Annotated in this window: 13 protein-coding genes; 6 read left to right on the top strand and 7 right to left on the bottom strand. The window is 65.5% G+C overall.

Annotated elements, in window-relative coordinates:
• Positions 1-38: 38 nt before the first annotated feature.
• Positions 39-2,132, bottom strand: a complete 2,094-nt coding sequence (locus JQ591_RS01915) for a GumC family protein (protein WP_211394364.1) — start codon at positions 2,130-2,132, stop codon at positions 39-41.
• Positions 2,133-2,417: 285 nt separating this feature from the next.
• Between JQ591_RS01915 and JQ591_RS01910 the strand changes: the two genes are divergently transcribed.
• Both JQ591_RS01910 and JQ591_RS01905 read left to right on the top strand, forming a co-directional pair.
• Positions 2,418-3,590, top strand: coding sequence for a glycosyltransferase family 4 protein (locus JQ591_RS01910; protein WP_211394363.1), 1,173 nt, complete (start codon positions 2,418-2,420; stop codon positions 3,588-3,590).
• A 30-nt stretch (positions 3,591-3,620) separates the two neighbouring features.
• Positions 3,621-5,156, top strand: a complete 1,536-nt coding sequence (locus JQ591_RS01905) for a glucosamine inositolphosphorylceramide transferase family protein (RefSeq protein ID WP_211394362.1) — start codon at positions 3,621-3,623, stop codon at positions 5,154-5,156.
• On the opposite strand, the gene mdlC is transcribed toward JQ591_RS01905, so the two are convergent.
• The 6 genes from mdlC to JQ591_RS01875 all read right to left on the bottom strand — a co-directional run bounded on the left by mdlC (position 5,153) and on the right by JQ591_RS01875 (position 12,867).
• The gene (mdlC, locus tag JQ591_RS01900; protein ID WP_211394361.1) at positions 5,153-6,760 is read right to left on the bottom strand and encodes a benzoylformate decarboxylase; all 1,608 of its coding nucleotides are present in this window, start codon (positions 6,758-6,760) and stop codon (positions 5,153-5,155) included. The two genes, JQ591_RS01905 and mdlC, sit on opposite strands and share 4 nt — an antisense overlap.
• Before the next feature lie 36 nt (positions 6,761-6,796).
• Positions 6,797-8,245, bottom strand: a complete 1,449-nt coding sequence (locus JQ591_RS01895; protein ID WP_211394360.1) for an aldehyde dehydrogenase — start codon at positions 8,243-8,245, stop codon at positions 6,797-6,799.
• 35 nt (positions 8,246-8,280) lie between these two features.
• A complete protein-coding gene (locus tag JQ591_RS01890) occupies positions 8,281-9,600 on the bottom strand; it encodes an MFS transporter (RefSeq protein ID WP_211394359.1) in 1,320 nt (439 codons plus the stop codon).
• 79 nt (positions 9,601-9,679) lie between these two features.
• Positions 9,680-11,386 (bottom strand): FAD-dependent oxidoreductase, encoded by a 1,707-nt coding sequence (locus JQ591_RS01885; RefSeq protein ID WP_211394358.1) that lies wholly within the window; start codon positions 11,384-11,386, stop codon positions 9,680-9,682.
• A 46-nt stretch (positions 11,387-11,432) separates the two neighbouring features.
• The gene (locus JQ591_RS01880) at positions 11,433-11,900 is read right to left on the bottom strand and encodes a MarR family winged helix-turn-helix transcriptional regulator (RefSeq protein WP_211394357.1); all 468 of its coding nucleotides are present in this window, start codon (positions 11,898-11,900) and stop codon (positions 11,433-11,435) included.
• A 43-nt stretch (positions 11,901-11,943) separates the two neighbouring features.
• Positions 11,944-12,867 carry a LysR family transcriptional regulator gene (locus JQ591_RS01875; RefSeq protein WP_211394356.1) on the bottom strand — a complete coding sequence of 308 codons (924 nt, stop codon included), beginning with the start codon at positions 12,865-12,867 and terminating at the stop codon, positions 11,944-11,946.
• A gap of 108 nt (positions 12,868-12,975) precedes the next feature.
• Here JQ591_RS01875 and JQ591_RS01870 point away from each other — a divergent pair, with 108 nt between their 5' ends.
• From JQ591_RS01870 to JQ591_RS01855, 4 genes are read left to right on the top strand one after another with little or no spacing between them, the layout of a single operon-like run.
• Positions 12,976-13,299: a Dabb family protein gene (locus JQ591_RS01870; protein ID WP_211394355.1), complete on the top strand. Its 324-nt coding sequence runs from the start codon at positions 12,976-12,978 to the stop codon at positions 13,297-13,299.
• Positions 13,296-14,375: a maleylacetate reductase gene (locus JQ591_RS01865; protein WP_211394354.1), complete on the top strand. Its 1,080-nt coding sequence runs from the start codon at positions 13,296-13,298 to the stop codon at positions 14,373-14,375. Before JQ591_RS01870 ends, JQ591_RS01865 begins: the two co-directional genes overlap by 4 nt.
• A gap of 4 nt (positions 14,376-14,379) precedes the next feature.
• Positions 14,380-15,753, top strand: a complete 1,374-nt coding sequence (locus tag JQ591_RS01860; RefSeq protein WP_211394353.1) for an amidohydrolase family protein — start codon at positions 14,380-14,382, stop codon at positions 15,751-15,753.
• A 20-nt stretch (positions 15,754-15,773) separates the two neighbouring features.
• Positions 15,774-16,676 carry an NAD(P)-dependent oxidoreductase gene (locus tag JQ591_RS01855; RefSeq protein WP_211394352.1) on the top strand — a complete coding sequence of 301 codons (903 nt, stop codon included), beginning with the start codon at positions 15,774-15,776 and terminating at the stop codon, positions 16,674-16,676.
• Position 16,677 lies beyond the last annotated feature (1 nt).

The following is a 16,677-nucleotide window of genomic DNA, read 5'->3' as shown; positions in this document are numbered from 1 at the left end:
GGCAATTGCACGGCTCGGCACTCCGTTGCCGGGTGGCGTCAGCCAGCCAGCCCCAGCACTTCGCCGCGACGTGACGCCGACGGACCGGCCGGCACACGATTGACGACGATGCCGGTCGGCACTCCGACAAACCGGGACAGCGCAGCGATTGCCCTGCGCATTGCGGCCGAGTCGATAGCGTCTTCGCGCGCGACCAGGATGACGAGATCGGCGTGAGCAGCCAGCGCCGCCGCCTCCGGCTGCAAGGCCAGGGAGGGGGCGTGGACGACGATCAGATCGAACTCCGAACGAATATCGTCCGCGGGCAGCGGCTCGGGCCTCTTGCTGGCGCTCAGGAGCTCATCGACGCTGCGAAAGTCCGCGGTGGTCATGCCGTCGGCCTGGTCCTTGGCGAGGCCAGCCCCAGCACCGCCGAGGTCCGGCTCGACCCGGATCAGGACGCTCAGCTTCCCCGTGTTCACCGCCCATCGATTCAGCGACCGCGCGACGGTGTTGCCGCCGGCCCGCTTCCCGACCGACATCACGAGGACGACCTTGCCACGAGGTCCCGGCACCTTCTCCAGTCGCTCCAGCAGCGGACGCAGATGGGGACTGAGATCGAGCTCGGTCGTCGCGGACACCGGACCTTGCCAGATGTTCCTGGGGACTTCGCCGGGCGTCAGGTCGGGAATGCGGGCCCACACGGGCGGACGTGACCACGTCGCGGGCTGGCGCGGAGCCGGTTCGGGCTCGCGGATATCAGGAGCGGATTTGTCCGATCCGCGTCCCGTTGCGGCAACGACCGCCGTCGATGTCAGCAGCGAACCGATCGCGAGAGCTGCGAGCAGCAAGGACAGCGGTGGAAGGGTCGAGCGCAGCGGCGGAATGGCGGACGACGCAATCTTGGTCTGGGAGCTCTGCAAGAGGCGCTGCTCGTTCGTCGTCTTGGAGCGCGAGAGGAACTGCTCGTAGATATTTCTGTTGGCCTCGGCGTCGCGCTGCAGCTCCTGGAGCCGGACCAGAGCCTGACCGTCGACCAGAAGCTGCGATTCCGCCGCCTTCATCTGGCCTTCCAGCGCCTTCTGCTGCTCGCGCTGGGCCTCGTATTCCGATTTTGCGGTGTCGATGCCCTTCGCCCGCTCGACTTCGATCTGCCTGTTGAGATCGGTCAACTGGCTGTACGACATGACGAGGTCGGGATGGCGATCGCCGAACACCGCTCGCTTCTGCGCGATCTGGTCATTGAGCGCCGACCGCTGTGCGCGCAGAGCGCTCAGGAGATCCTGCTTGACGGGGCCCTCGACATTCGCCTTCACGTCGCGCTGTGCCTGCTCGTAGCGGGCCTTCGCCTCTTCGGTCCGGGCGCGCGCAGCGGCAACCTGCTGCGACAGTTCGGTGACGCGCAATTGCTGGGTGGTGGAATCCTTGCCCGCGTTGACGATCCTGTGCTCGAGCTTGAACGTGGCCACGGCGTCCTCTGACGCCTTCAACCGCTCGTTCAATGACTTGAGCCGGCCACTGAGCCAGTCGGCGGCCTCGTCCGTCGCATCGGTGCGGATGCGGCTCTGGCTGGCGACGAACGCCTCGGCGATGGCATTGGCATAGTAGGCCGCCCGCTCCGGCCGGCTCGAGGTGAAGCGGATGGCGATGACATAGGTCAGCCCGCGACGGGAAATGTCGAGGCGGTTGCGGAACCTCTCGAGCAGGCGCGCGGGGTCGGTGTGTCCCCCGGAAATGTCTTCGTCATCCCGAATCTTGAGCTGCTCGATCAGCGGCTTGAGAAAGCCGTCGGACTTCGCCACTTCGACCAGGCCCTGCAGCGCGGCGCTGTCCTGCCCTATGCCCGGCAGAACGTCTTGCTCCGAGGTCACGCGTTGCTCGCGGGGATCGACCACGACCAGCGCGGTCGCTGCAAATCGAACCGGGATCACCAGGAGAACGACGACCCCAAGGACAAAAATCGCGAGCGCGAGCGTCAGGATGCGGCGAGCGTTGTCCCGCATGAAGGAGAGCGCACCCGCGGCCGTGAGCGCACCGCCAGAGCGTGCGGCGGTTTCGCGAGACTCGCCGTTCGACGCATTTTGAGTCTGCCACGACGCGGCAACACCGGTCGATCCGGAGCTTGTCGGGTCTGCGCGGCGACCGAACGTCATGGATTTTACTCGGATTCAACTGGCGAACACTGTTCAGTGGCCTCCTCCAACGTAAATATCTATGGTTAATCGGCGGTTACTCGCGCCCGGCGCGACCATGACCAATTGGTTAACGCGCTCGCTGCACTTCGTTCGGGAACCAGCGGAATTCCCTCGCGAACGATGCCCTTGCGGCCGGGCGCGCATTAACTCCGTTTATTGCTAGTCGGTGTTCACGCGATGCCCGCATGGTAGGTACGGGGTTAAGAAGGTGATAATTTCGTTTCTTCAGCGGGTCGGGGATTCGTGCTCCATTACCAGCCAAACAAGGCGTTGGGCGAGACGACTGCGACAGCACTCCCGCCGCCCAACGGTGGCGGACGAAAGCTGCACGTGCTTCTCGTACAGACCCAGGCCGAAAACGCCGGTGCGCAGGAGATCTCGCGCCTGCTAGGCGCCGGGCTGACCGCCCGCGGCTATCGGGTCACCAATCTGTTCTTCTTCCGCAAGTCGGACTCGTTCGATGAGCCGCCCGATACGATCTATTGCGCGTCGGGCCGGCCCGGAAATCCGCTGGCGCTGCTGCAAATGCTGTGGACGCTCGGCCGCCATATCAGGGCCACCAGGCCCGACGCCGTTCTGACGTTTCAGCACTTCGGCAATGTCATCGGCGCCGGCGTGGCGCGCCTCGTCTGCCGCGCGCCTGTCATCGCCAATCAGGTTTCATCCGCGCTGTCGATGAGCTGGCCGGTCCGTGCGGCCGACATCGTGATGGGCAGCCTCGGCTTCTTCGACCGCATCACGCTCAACTCGCTGGACATGCAGCGCGAGTATTCGCGCTACCCGAAGGCCTACCGCTCGCGCATGGTGCATGTCCCGCACGGTTTCGACGACAAGGCCCTCACCCTGTCGAAGCAAGCCGCGCGACAGAAATTCAATCTGCCGGATCGCATCCTGCTCGGCTGCGCAGCAAGATTGCACCCGCACAAGCGGCTCGATGCGGCGATACGTCTGTTGCCGGATCAACCATCCTGGCACCTCGCACTGGCCGGCCAGGGAGCCGACGAGGCCCGGCTGAGGCAATTGGCAAATGACCTGAAAGTATCGGACAGGCTGCATCTGCTCGGCGAAATCACCCCGCGCCAGATGGCGGAGTTTCTCGCCGCTCTCGACGTGTTCGTATTTCCGACACAGGCAGAGACCTTCGGCCTGGCCGCCGTGGAGGCCGCAAACGCCGGCGTTCCCTCGGTCGTCACCGATCTCCCGGTCTTGCGCGAGGTGTTGTCCTTCGAAGGAAAACCGACGGCGCTGTTCGTCGATGCCTCCGATCATACCAAGCTGTCGGCCGCCGTCTCCGAGCTCCTGACGAACCAACGACTGAGCGACGAACTGCGACAAAACGCCAAGGGCCTGAAGCTGCGCTATTCAGTGGATGCCATGGTGGAGGAATACGTTCGAATTCTCGGCCAGGTCATTTGATCGGGACGCATTGAAACGGATTGGCTCGACATGATCATCGAGTTTCGCTGTGAAATTGAGCATGCGCGGCGGTGGATGGGTCGCGAGACGCTGTCGATCGACGGCCGGGATGTCCCGGTTCAGATCGCATGGACGGCAACGGCAGAGCCGCGGCCGACCGGTCTCGATCTGCTGTTCGAGCTCGAACGTTTGGTGTTGCACAAGGGCAAACACAGCGGCACCGACCGGCTGAAGATCAGTCCGGACCGGATCCAGGCTCGCGCCGGCACGGCCGACGTGATCATCGATTTCACCGGTGCCGCGCGGGATCCGGACTGCTCCGCCCGGCAATATCTCCGCCCGCTGTTCAATGGAGCCGCAGGCGAAAACGCAGCCCTTGCCGCCATTCTCGCCGGCGATCTGCCGGTGATCGACATCGTCAACGAGGTCGACGGTGCAGTCCTCGATCGCGGCCACCCCTCCGGAGAAATCGCAGCCGGCTTGAGCGGCGCGCTCGAAACGGTCATGGCGCGAACCCTGACCATGATGGCGGCCATCCTGTCGGGACGACCGAGAATTCTGCCGCAGCTGACGCGTTCCGCCGGAGAGGGCATCGCCCGGCGTCCAGCGGCTTATGTCGCGCGCGGCCTGGCCATATCGATCGCCAAGGAGATCTATCGCCTCTGCTGCTATGCCCCGCATTGGCATGTCGGATGGCGCATCAACAAGGGCGCAGGCGTCTGGCAGACCGGAGATCTCTCAGGGCCTCGCTGGAACGTCCTTGCAGATCCCGGAAACCACTTCTACGCCGATCCTTTCCCGATCACATCGCAGGGAAGAACATTCGTCTTCTTTGAAGATCTCGATCACCGGGTTGGAAAAGGAATCATTTCCGCGATCGAGTTTGACGACGCAGGCCCGGTCGGAGAGGCCGTGCCCGTGCTGGAGGAGCCCTGGCACCTCTCCTATCCGTTCCTGATCGAGGACGATGGCGCGTTGTGGATGATCCCGGAGAGCTCGATCAACGGGGACGTCGCCATCTATAAATGCGTCCGGTTTCCGGACAAATGGGAGCGGCATGCGACGCTGCTCTCGGGCTTCGAGCTGGCCGATGCCACGATCACACGGCACAACGGCCTGAATTATCTGTTCGGAGCCTGGCGCGACGGCACCGGCGGGTATTCGGATTCGCTGGCGATCTATTACGCCGAGCACCTCATGGGCCCCTGGTTGCCGCATGCCAGCAACCCGGTCCTGATCGACCGCGCGAGTGCGCGGCCGGCGGGGAATTTCGTCACCATCAATGAACGATTGTGGCGACCGGTCCAGGATTGTGCCGACGGATACGGCGCAGCGCTCGCCCTGGCGGAAATCGTCGAACTCTCTCCGACGACGTTCAAGCAGATCGTCCGCCACTCTCTGAAGCCCGGACCGGCATGGCCCGGCAGGAAGTTGCACACCTTGAACCGCTGCGGACAGCTCGAGGTGATCGACGGATCGCGTGTCCAACCCAAGACCCGCGGCTTCGGGAGTAAATTGCCATCGGCTGTTTTGTCGCCGCGAACCAGTCCCTATGCCGTCAGCTAGCGCGGATGGCTGAACAGGTCCGTCGTGGCGTCGTCGACGGCGATATCGACCAGCGCCGGGCCGCTCGATGCCAACGCTTCGGTCAAGATGGGGTCGACGTCGCCGGCATCGGTCACGCGCCGCCCCGGACAACCCATTCCCCTGGCGAGCGCCACGAAGTCGAGCCCGGGCAAGTCGATTCCGGGCAGGCGGTGCGCCTGCATGAGCTGGCTGAAGGCACGCATCGCGCCATAGCCTGAATTGTTCATGATCACGAACGTGATCGGCAAGCGGCGTTGCACCGCGGTCCAGATCGCCTGGATGCAGTACATCGCCGATCCGTCACCGATCAGGGCGACGATGCGGCGGCCGGGCCGCGCCAGCGCCACGCCGACAGAGGCCGGCAGGCTGTAACCAAGTCCGCCGCTCGCCATCGTGTAGAAGCTGTCCGCGCCCGGCCGCGGCAGGAATTGTTGAATGGCGGGACGATGCGACGGCGCCTCCTCGACCACGATCGCATCGCTCGGCATCAACGCCGAAAGCCGGGCGAGCGCATAGGCCGGCGGAATCGGATTCTGCGCGGGCGGAGCGGCAGACCGCGTCCGCGCGGCCGGTATCTCGCGCTCCGCGATCTCGGGCAGCACCGACAGCAGCGCAGCCAGCGCTTTCGGGAGCGTGCTGATGATGGTGTCACCGACAGACGCGGATGCGGCTTCCGTCGGATCATCCGTGATCTGCCAGACCGGCGTTCCGTCGTCGAGCAATTCGCATTGTCCTTCGACATGGAAAGTAAACACCGGCGCGCCGACCACGACGATCAGATCGGCGCCGCGCAGGGCGCGGGCGAGCCCTCCCGGCGCGGCCGGAAGGAAGCCGGCGAACAGCGGATGCAATTCCGGAAAGCTCGAACGGCTCGACATCGGGCTTGCCCAAACGGCCGCCCTCGCCTGTTCGGCCACAGCGACCATCGCATCGACACAGCCGTTGCGATCGATTTCGGGCCCGACAACGAAGGCAGGCCGTTTGGCGGCACCGATCGCCGCGCCAAGCCGGACGATCGCCGCCGGATCCGGCGCAAACTCGGTCGCGATGTGGCGGACCGGCGGGGCGACTGCGGGTCGCGCCCAATCATCCGACGGTACCGACACGAATGTCGGACTGCGCGGATGCTGCATGGCGGTGAGGAAGGCCTGCGCAATCGCCGCTGGAACATCTTCGGCGCGCGCCGGTTCCGCGCTCCATTTCACATAGGGCTTTGGAAACTGTGCCGCGTCCTCGGCGAAGAGATAGGGTCGCATCCGCAACAGGCTGCGCGCCTGCTGCCCGGCTGTCACGACCATCGGCGTCTTGTTGCGGAACGCGGTGAAGAGATTGCCGAGCGCATGACCAAGTCCGGCCGCCGAGTGCAAATTGACGAACGCCGGTCGTCCGGTGGCCTGCGCATAGCCGTCCGCCATGCCGACGACGCAGGCTTCCTGCAAGCCGAGCACGTAGTCGATGTCATCGGGCCAGTCGCCGAGGAAGGCCAGCTCGGTCGAGCCGGGATTGCCGAAAACGCGATCGACGCCAAAGGAGCGAAGCACACCGAGGGTCGCTTCCCGAACCGTGAGAACTTTCGAATTCATGAACTGACGTCCTGGTGGGCTTCGCTTGCTGCTTGGTTAGAAGGGATAGTGCTGCGGCTGCGTCTCAATGGTGATCCAGCGCAGATCGGTGAACTCGGCGATCCCGGCCTGGCCGCCGAAGCGGCCGTAGCCCGATCCCTTCACGCCGCCGAACGGCATCTGCGCCTCGTCATGCACGGTCGGGCCGTTGACGTGGCAGATGCCGCTCTCGATACGCTGCGCCACCGTCAGCGCCCGCGCGACGTCGCGGCCGAACACGGCGGCCGAGAGGCCGTACTCGGTATCATTGGCGAGCCGCACGGCGTCGTCCACGCCATTTGCGCGGATCACCGAGACGACGGGACCAAAGCTTTCTTCGGTGTAAATGCGCATGCCGGGCACCACGCGGTCGAGCACGGTGGCCGGGACGACCGTGCCAACACGGTCGCCGCCCGCGAGCTTGACGGCGCCCTTGCCGATCGCGTCGTCGATCAGCGCAACGACATGCTTGGCCGGCGCTTCGTCGATCATCGAGCCGACGACCACCGGACCGGAGCGCGGATCGCCGGCCGGAAGCGCAGCCGTCTTCTTCGCGAGCTTCTCGACAAAGGACGCGGCCACCGCCTCGTCGACGATCACCCGCTCGGTCGACATGCAGACCTGGCCCTGATTGATGAAGGCGCCGAACGCCACCGCGGCGACGGCAGCGTCGAGGTCGGCATCGTCGAGCACGACCAGAGGCGCCTTGCCCCCAAGCTCGAGCAGCGCCGGCTTGAGGTGGCGCCCGGCGAGTTCGGCGATGACGCGGCCGACGCGGGTCGAGCCGGTGAAGTTGATCCGCCGCACGGCAGGACTGGCGATGAGGCGCTCGACCAGAGCGGGCGCATCGGCCGGTGCGTTGGTCAGGACATTCACGACACCGGGCGGAAAGCCTGCGTCCTTGAAGATATCTCCGATCAGCCGGTGCGTTCCCGGGCAAATCTCGGACGCCTTGAGCACGACCGTATTGCCGCAGGCCAGCGCCGTCGCCACGGCGCGAACGCCGAGAATGATCGGCGCGTTCCACGGCGCGATGCCGAGGCACACGCCGGCCGGCTGACGAACGGACATCGCGAGACATCCCGGCTTGTCTGACGGGATTACCTCGCCGGCGATCTGCGTGGTGAGCGACGCGGCTTCGCGCAGCATGCCGGTCGCGAGCTTGACGTTGAAGGCCGACCAGATCTCTGTCGTGCCGATCTCGGCCATCATGATCCGGATGAAGGCGTCGCGCTTGGCCTCGAGCGCATCTGCGGCCTTCAGCAACAGAGCGCGCCTCGCGTTCGGGCCGAGCGCCGACCATGCGGCAAGCGCGGCGGAGGCCGCCGCCACCGCGGCGTCGGCATCGGAAGCGGTCGCCGCGGCCGCGCGGCTTGCGACCTCCTGCGACAGCGGATTGCGCCGCTCGAACACCTTGCCGCCGGAAGCGGCCTGATCCTGCCCGTTGATGAGAAGACTGACGTCCATGAAAACCTCCCTGATGTTGGGTGATGGCGCTCGGCCTAGCCGAGCAGGCGCGATTTACCGGTTTCGCGCGCGAAGCCGAGTGCGATGATCGCGGCAAGCGCGAGCGCGAGGTAGTAACCAGATATCGCGTAGGTGGAGCCCGTCTGCGCAAACAGGCTGGTGGCGACCAGCGGCGCGATGCCGCCGCCCAGCACCGTCCCGAGCTGCTTTCCGATCGATACTCCGGTGAAGCGAATGCGGGTCGGGAACAGTTCCGGGAAATAGCTCCCTTCGCTGCCGAACATCAGCGGATGGATCACCCCCGCGGCGAGGATCACCGCGCCCGTCACCAGCATCGTGTCACGGGTCGCAACCGCACCGTAGAATGCAAACATCGAGATGGCCGCGAGCACGACGCCGGCCAGAAACAGACGCTTGCGTCCGATGCGGTCGGACCAGGCGCCGATGAGGGGCATCGCAACGAGCCCGACGAGATTGGCGAACAGCACGGCCTGCGTGATGACGTCCTTCTGGACGCCGAGTTGACGGGTCGCGAAGGAGATGGTGAAGATGGCCGTCAGATAGAAATAGGATGTCTGCGCCATCTCTGCGAAGAACACGATGAGGATCGGCCGCCAATGCTCCCTCAGTGCCTCGACCACAGGAGCTGCTTCAGTCACCTCCGCCTCGCGGAATGTCGCGCTCTCCTCGATGCGCAGGCGCATGTAGACGCCGAGCGCGACCAGCACCGCGCTGATCAGGAACGGAACGCGCCAGCCCCATGACAGCAGGTCCGCTTCCGGCAGCCGCGAGATCGTGAGCGCCGCAAACGAGGCGAGCACGACGCCGACGGGTCCTGCGGCCTGGATCACCGCGGCCGAGAAGCCCCGCTGGTGGCCGGGCGCCGTCTCGATCGCCATGAGGATCGCCGCGGTCGACTCGCCGCCGAGCGCAAAACCCTGGAGGAAGCGCAGCATGACCAGCGCGACGGTCGCGGCCACACCCACGCTGGCGTAGGTCGGCAATAGTCCGATCGACATGGTCGCAAGTCCCATCATGAGCAACGTGCACAGCAAGACGGACTTTCGGCCGAGGCGGTCGCCGAAATGACCGAACACAAGTCCGCCGAGCGGCCGCGCCAGAAATCCGACTGAGAACGTCGCGAACACCGCAATGGTCGCCGTAAGCTGGTCGAACTTCGGAAAGAACAGCTGATCGAACACCAGCGGCGCGATCAGGCCGTAGATGAAGAAGTCGTACCATTCGATCGCGGTGCCGATGGTGCCGGCGATCAGGATGCGCCGGCGGCTGCTCGCCGTCTGCTCGGCAGTGGCGGCGGCATGATCGTCGTAGTGCTCCAACGCTCTTGTCGTCACGGTTTCCTCCTCCGGTGTCATTGTCGTTTTGTTATTGTTGGCCGCGCAGCCGTTGATCGGATGCGACGGCGAGAGTCGATCAGCTTGCCAGGCGCGCGCCGTCGCTCGCGTTGTGTGCGAGCGCGCGGGCAAGGACGTGTCCGATCATCCCGGCCTGTGATGCGCTGCCGCGCCAGGCCACGATCTGGTCGGGGCGTATCAGGGCGAGATCCGCCTCGTAGAGATCGCGCAGGGATTTCGGCAGCGTGACGAGTTTCACCTCGACCCCGATCGCGCGGACGGTCTCGGCGAATGACGCATGAGCGGACATGACCTCGCCGAACTGGAGCAGCGTCCACTCGAACCCGAACAGGTCGTACAAGGAGACGCCGTCGTCCAACCACGCATGCGGAGCGCGGCCGCCGGGACAGGCGCTCGGAACGTAGACGTTCGCGGCGTCGGGCGGCGGCTGGCTGCCATCGGAGACGATGATCGGCGAGCCGTCGTAGCGCCCGCCGAAGGTGACGCCGGGGATGTTGAATTCGGCGCGGGCGTGCTGTTCGAGATAGACGCCCGCCGTCCGCCGCGCCTCGCCGCCGGCGTCCGTGGCGTCCTCGATGTCAGGCGCGGGAGCGAACAGACCGAGGGAGTCGGCAAAGCGGCGCGCATAATCGGTGTTGCGTAGCGCCACCGGACGCCGCTCGATCTCATAGCTGTCGAGCAGCCCCGCCGGGCTCACACCCTTGACGACGCTTGCGAGTTTCCAGCCGAGATTGACCGCATCCTCGATCGCCGTGTTGTAGCCAAGCCCGCCGGTCGGCGTGAACAGATGCGCGGCGTCGCCGCCGAGGAACACCCTGCCGCGCTGCATTCCATTCGCGACCAGCGCGTGACCGGCGGTCCAGGTCAGGAACGACAGCACTTCGCAGTCGATCGGTGTGCCGCAGGCGCGCTGGAACGCGGCCTTGGCCTCGTTGATCGTGATCGCACTCTCGTCTTCGCCGGGTCGAAGCTGCGTGTGAAACGCGAATTCGTCGCGACCGTTCACGGATGCCATGAAGGCGCGGCGGTCGCCGTTGAAGCAATTGTACATCCACGCCTTGGCGTGCGGAATGCTCGCGTAGAATCCGGGCGAACGGAGATAGACCGCCAGCATGCGGCCGCCCATGAAATCGCGCTGCATTCCGGTTTCGCCGCCGTAGACGATCCCGAGTGACTGCCGGACCATCGAGCGCGGCCCGTCCGCCCCGACCAGGAAGTCGGCCCGGACCTGCAAGCGGCCGCCATCATCGAGACATTCGACGTCGGCGACGATGCCGTCGCTCTCGACATAGCCGATCAGCCGGTGGCCATAGTTGAGCTTTACTCCGGGGATTCGTTCGGCATGGCGGCGCAGCACCGCCTCGACATATTTTTGCGAGACCCGATGCGGCAGCTCGGCCGCGCTCCAGGAGCCCGACATGCCCTTGACGAGCTCGCTCGCGCGTGACGACGACGGCAACTGAAATCGGGCCAGCTCGTAACCGGCGTAGCGCGTGAAATACGCAACGTCGGTCGGATAATCCGCAGGCAGGCCTTCGCGGCGGATCTCGTCGGCAAAACCCAGCCGCCGATAGTGCTCCATCGAGCGCGCTTGCGTCGCATTGGCTTGCGGATTGAACGCCGTGCCCGGCTTTTCATCGACCAGGATCGCGGACACGCCGCGCCGGCCGAGCTCGTTGGCGAGCATCAGGCCGCAGGGCCCCCCGCCCACGATGAGCACCGAGGCCGTCAGACATGTTTCCAAGATGCTTCTCCCTACCAGCATTATCCTGCATGGTAAGGTAGCCTGACTATATCGTCAAGCAGCCTGACTAATTGACGTCGTCGAGCGTGTCGAAGGTCGCGCCATAGACCGCCAGTCCCTTCAGGATCGCATCCATCGTGGCCTTGCCGAGCTCGGCGCGCATCTCCTGCTCGGCGACGTCGACGGCATCGCGGAACGCATCGAGCCATTTGCGCCCCGCCGGCGTGAACATGACGATGCGCGCGCGCCGATCGGTCGGATCGGCGATGCGATCGACCAGGCCGAGCTCGGCGCATTGATCGACCAGCTCGCCCATCGCCTGCTTGCTCATGGAGGCGCGGCGGGCAAGCTCCGTCAGTCTGGTCCCCTCCACGTCGAGATTGCGCGTGAGACCGACATGCGCGATCCGCGTTTCGTCGTGCCCCTTCTCGCTCATCAGCTCGAGCACACGACCTTCGAAGCGCCGCACCGCGTTGTTGAGCAGGCGACCGATGTTGGCATGCCGCCATGCGGTGCCGGATGTCCTGGCTTTCAATGGATGTGCCTTCTACAAAGCCGCCTGAATTCGAGAATGTCGCTCACTTCGCCGCGTCGATCCAGATCCCCGGCTGCGAATGCTCGCGGATGTGGGTGACCAGGAAGTCGGAGAAAACCCTGATCTTGGCGGGCAGTCCGGCACGGTTCTGATAGGCGATGTTCATCGTGAGCAGCGGCAGCTCCCAGTCCACCAGGACCGGGACGAGACGGCCCGCCGCGATATCGCTTTGCACGATGTAGAGCGGCTGGATGAGAATGCCGAGCCCCGCCAGCGCGGCGCCGCGGATGACCTGGCCGTCGTTGCTGTCGAGCGTCGGCGTGATGCGGACAGTCTGCGCGCCATGGCCTTGGCGCAGGCGCAGCGAATAGGGATCGTTGGCGAGATTGTAGACCAGCATGTTATGGCGCGCGAGATCGACGGGCTGTTCCGGCTCGCCGCAGCTTGCAAGATATGAGGGCGCAGCAGCGAGCACACGCCGCATCTGGCCGATGCGGCGGACGATGATGTTCGAATCCGGCTCCTGCTCGCGCGTCCTGATCGCCACGTCGATGCCGGCCTCGATGAAATCGGAGTACCTGTTGGCGGTCGTGATCTGCATGTTGAGCTTCGGATAGCGCGCGCGGAAGGCCGGCAGCATCGGCGCCAGATAGATCACCGCAAAGGACAGCGAGCTCGTGACCCGCAGCGTGCCCTGCGGCGAGAGCGCGCGGTCGCTGACGATGTCCTCGGCCTCCGCGAGTTCGCTCAAGACCCGGCTCGAGCGCTCCAGCAGCTCCTGCCCCGCCTCCGTCAACCACAGCCGACGGGTGTTGCGCTCGATCAACCGGACCGCAAGGCGCCCCTCGAGCGCGCTGAGATGACGGCTGGCCGCAGCATTCGACATGCGCAGGGCTTCTGCAGCTTTGGACAGGCTGCCGAGCTCGGCCGTCTTGGAGAACACTTCCAACTGGAGCAGGCGGTCCATTTTTTCGCAAATAGGAAAAGAGACTTACGATTATTGACCTTTATTTCCGCATCCCGCAAGTCAAAATGGTCCCAACACAAGCAAGATAGCAGGCGAGGAAACAGGGAAATGTCGGGCCCGATCAGGCACATCGTGATGTGGCGGTTGCGCGGGGAGACGCCAGCGGAGCGTTCCGCCGCCCGGGTCAAGGTCAAGACCCTGTTCGAGGGGCTGCGCGGCCGGATCGACGGCCTCACCCATATCGAAGTCGGTCTCGATGTCAGCGATGTCGACTACGCCTGCGACGTCGTTCTGTTCTCCGAATTCACCGACCACGCTGCGCTTGCGGCCTACGCCACTCATCCGGAACATCTGCGCGTGCGCGAGGCACTGGGCGACTTGCGGATCGGGCGCTTCCAGGTCGATTATCCAGTCAAAGAGACCGGCGCATGATCGGTACATTCACCTTTGAAAACCTGCCCTGCCGCGTCGTGTTCGGCAGCGGAACGTTGGCTAGCGCCAAGACCGAGGTCGAGCGGCTCGGCGGCAAGCGCGCGCTGGTGCTGACGACGCCGCAGCAGGAGGCGCAAGGCAAGAGCTTAGGCGCGGCGCTCGGTCCGCTCTACGCCGGCATCTTTCCGGGCGCGACCATGCATACGCCGGTCGAGGTCACGGAGCGGGCGCTCGCGGCGATGAAGGCGTGCGAGGCCGACTGCGTCGTCTCGCTCGGCGGCGGCTCGACCACCGGCCTCGGCAAGGCGCTGGCCTTGCGCACGGGAATCAACCAGCTCTGCATTCCCACCACCTATGCCGGCTCGGAGATGACGCCGATCGTCGGCCAGACCGAGAACGGCCTGAAGACCACGGTACGCGACGCCGCCATCCTGCCGGAGACCGTGATCTACGATGTCGACCTCACTTTGACGCTGCCGGCGAGCCTGGCCGCGACCTCCGGCATCAACGCGATCGCGCATGCGGTCGAAGCGCTCTACGCGCGCGACACCAATCCCGTCACCTCGCTGATGGCGGAAGAAGGCATTCGCGCCTTGGCACGTGCCCTGCCCGCCATCGCAGCCAAGGGCGACGACCGCGAGGCTCGCACCGAAGCGCTCTATGGCGCCTGGCTGTGCGGCGTCTGCCTCGGCACCGTCGGTATGGCGCTGCATCACAAGCTCTGCCACACGCTCGGCGGCACCTTCGACCTGCCGCACGCCGAGACCCACACCATCGTGCTGCCGCACGCGCTGGCCTACAACGCGCCGGCCGTGCCCGATGCGATGGCGCGCATCTCACGCGCAATCGGCGCCGCCGATGCATCGCAAGGGCTTTTCGAGCTTGCGAAGCGGCTGGGTGCGAAGCTCGCATTGCGCGACATCGGCATGCCCGAAGGCGGCATCGACAAGGCTGCCGACCTCGCCGTCACCAACGCCTACTGGAACCCGCGCCCGCTCGAACGCAACGCCATCCGCGACCTGATCGCGCGCGCCTGGGCCGGTGAGCCGCCCGGCGCCGTCAAAGCGGTGGCTTGATTCGATGCGGCGCACGCTCATCAAATCCGCTGTCATCATCAGCATGGATGACGCGATCGGCGATTTACCTGACGGCGACGTGCTGATCGAGGGGAGCCGCATCGTTGACGTGCGTCGATCGATCGACCTCGGCGGCGGCGGCGCCGAAACGGAGATCGTGGACGGCACCGGGCGCATCGTCATCCCCGGCCTGATCAACGCGCATATGCACACCTGGCAGACGGGCTTACGCGGCTATGCTGCGAACTGGACGCTGCTGGAATATTTCCGCCGCATGCATGCCGGGCTCGCAACGGTCTTCCGGCCCGAGGACATCCATATCGCGACGCTGGCGGGCGCGCTGAACCAGATCAATCAAGGTACCACCACGCTGGTGGACTGGTGCCACAACAATCCGACGCCTGATCATACCGACGCCGCCGTGCACGGCCTGATCGAGAGCGGCATCCGCGCGGCCTTCTTCCACGGCTCGCCCAAGCCCGAGCCGAAACCGGGCGAGCCGCATTTCTCGGAGATCCCGCATCCACGCCGCGAGGTCGAGCGACTGCTGGCGGGGCCCCTCGCCGACCGCGACGGCCTCGTCACGCTTGGGCTCGCCATCCTCGGCCCGCACTATTCGACGCTCGACGTCGCCATGCACGATTTCCGTCTGGCGCGCGAGCTCAAGCTGATCGCATCGATGCATCAGGGCGGTGGCCCCGCGAAGACGCCTGATGGCTGGAAGAAGCTGATCGAGGCGGGCCTCGTCGGCACCGGCGTCAACATCGTCCATGGCAACGACCTGCCGGATGATCTCCTGGACCAGATGGTCGACCTCGGCGTCTCCTTCTCGGTGACGCCGGAGAACGAGATGGTCCAGGGCCACGGCTTTCCGATCACCGGACGGCTGCTCAAGCGCGGCGTGCGGCCGACCATCGGCATCGATCTGGAATCCGTGCTGGCCGGCGACCTCTTCGCCGCCGCGCGCGTTGCGCTCTCGATGCAGCGGGCACTCGACAACGCCGAGTCGCGCAAGGCCAGCGGCACCATTCCGGCGACGACCACAATCCCCGTCCGCGAGGCGCTGCGCTGGATCACGATGGAAGGCGCCCGCATGCTCGGCCGCGAGGACCAGATCGGCTCGCTGACGCCGGGCAAGCTCGCCGACCTCGTCATCATCGATGCGAGCCATCTCAACCTCGTCCCGGTGCACGATCCCGTTTCCACCGTGGTGATGCAGACGAGCCTTGCCAATATCGAGGCCGTGATGATCGGCGGCGTGTGGAAGAAGCGGAATGGGCGGCTGCTGGCCGACGATCTGGAGGCGAACAAGGAACTGCTCGTGCAATCCGGCCGACGGCTGGTGCACGACATCGAACGACAGGGACACGCCGCCTGAGGGCGTCAAGGACAACAACGATGACAGATGCTTCGAAAAACATCGCTTTCATCGGAATCGGCAAGATGGGCCTGCCGATGTCGGTGCTCGTCGCCAAGGCAGGTTACGCCGTGACCGCGTTCGACCGGAGCGCCGCACGGCTCAGCGAGGCGCGCGCGCAAGGCATTTCGATTGCCGCTTCACCGACCGAGGCCGTGGGCGGCAAGGCCGCGATCGTCACTTCCCTGCCCGATGACGCTGCCCTGCGCGGCGCGTTGCTCGGCCCCACCGGCCTCATCGCCGCGATGGCTGCCGGATCTGTCCTGATCGAGACCAGCACCGTGAGCGTCGAGGCTTCCGCAGAGGTCGACGCCGCCGCACAGGCGCGCGGTGTCTTCTACCTGCGTGCGCCGGTCTCGGGCAATGCCAGCATCGTCCACACCGGCGCGCTGAGCTGCTTCGTCTCGGGCCCCAAGGACGCTTACGAAAACGCAAAGCCGCTGTTCGCCGCCTTCACCCGCGCCCAGACCTATCTCGGACCTGGCGAGGAAGCGCGATATGCCAAGCTTGCGGTCAACCTGATGATCGCGGTGTCGGCCGCCATGATGGCGGAGAGCCTCGCGCTGGCGCGCAAGGGCGGCATCGGCTGGCAGGACATTCTGAAAGTTCTCGACGACAGCGCGGTGGCCTCACCGATGGTGAAGTACAAGACCGCGCCGCTGCGCAGTCGCGATTTCGAATCCACCTTCTCCTGCAGGCAGATGGCCAAGGATCTCGACTTGATCCTCGGCGCCGGCCACGCCGTCGGCGTGCCGCTTCAACTCGCAGCCCAAGTGCGCGAGACCTATGGCGCGCTGGTCGCGCAGGGCGATGGCGACACCGACTTCATCGCGACCGTCAAGCATCTGGAACGGCTATCCGGGCTTGGCGAACCGAAACTCTGAT

The organism is Bradyrhizobium canariense (assembly GCF_018130465.1).
GTDB classification, from domain to species: Bacteria; Pseudomonadota; Alphaproteobacteria; order Rhizobiales; family Xanthobacteraceae; genus Bradyrhizobium; species Bradyrhizobium canariense_C.
This window is presented reverse-complemented; position numbering and strand designations above follow the sequence as displayed.

Coding starts and splice junctions, on each gene's coding strand:
- JQ591_RS01870 (WP_211394355.1), top strand. CDS start 12,976: ATGTCGGGCCCGATCAGGCACATCGTGATGTGGCGGTTGCGCGGGGAG.
- JQ591_RS01855 (WP_211394352.1), top strand. CDS start 15,774: ATGACAGATGCTTCGAAAAACATCGCTTTCATCGGAATCGGCAAGATG.
- JQ591_RS01905 (WP_211394362.1), top strand. CDS start 3,621: ATGATCATCGAGTTTCGCTGTGAAATTGAGCATGCGCGGCGGTGGATG.
- JQ591_RS01895 (WP_211394360.1), bottom strand. CDS start 8,245: ATGGACGTCAGTCTTCTCATCAACGGGCAGGATCAGGCCGCTTCCGGC.
- JQ591_RS01885 (WP_211394358.1), bottom strand. CDS start 11,386: ATGCTGGTAGGGAGAAGCATCTTGGAAACATGTCTGACGGCCTCGGTG.
- JQ591_RS01865 (WP_211394354.1), top strand. CDS start 13,296: ATGATCGGTACATTCACCTTTGAAAACCTGCCCTGCCGCGTCGTGTTC.
- JQ591_RS01915 (WP_211394364.1), bottom strand. CDS start 2,132: ATGACGTTCGGTCGCCGCGCAGACCCGACAAGCTCCGGATCGACCGGT.
- JQ591_RS01875 (WP_211394356.1), bottom strand. CDS start 12,867: ATGGACCGCCTGCTCCAGTTGGAAGTGTTCTCCAAGACGGCCGAGCTC.
- mdlC (WP_211394361.1), bottom strand. CDS start 6,760: ATGAATTCGAAAGTTCTCACGGTTCGGGAAGCGACCCTCGGTGTGCTT.
- JQ591_RS01860 (WP_211394353.1), top strand. CDS start 14,380: ATGCGGCGCACGCTCATCAAATCCGCTGTCATCATCAGCATGGATGAC.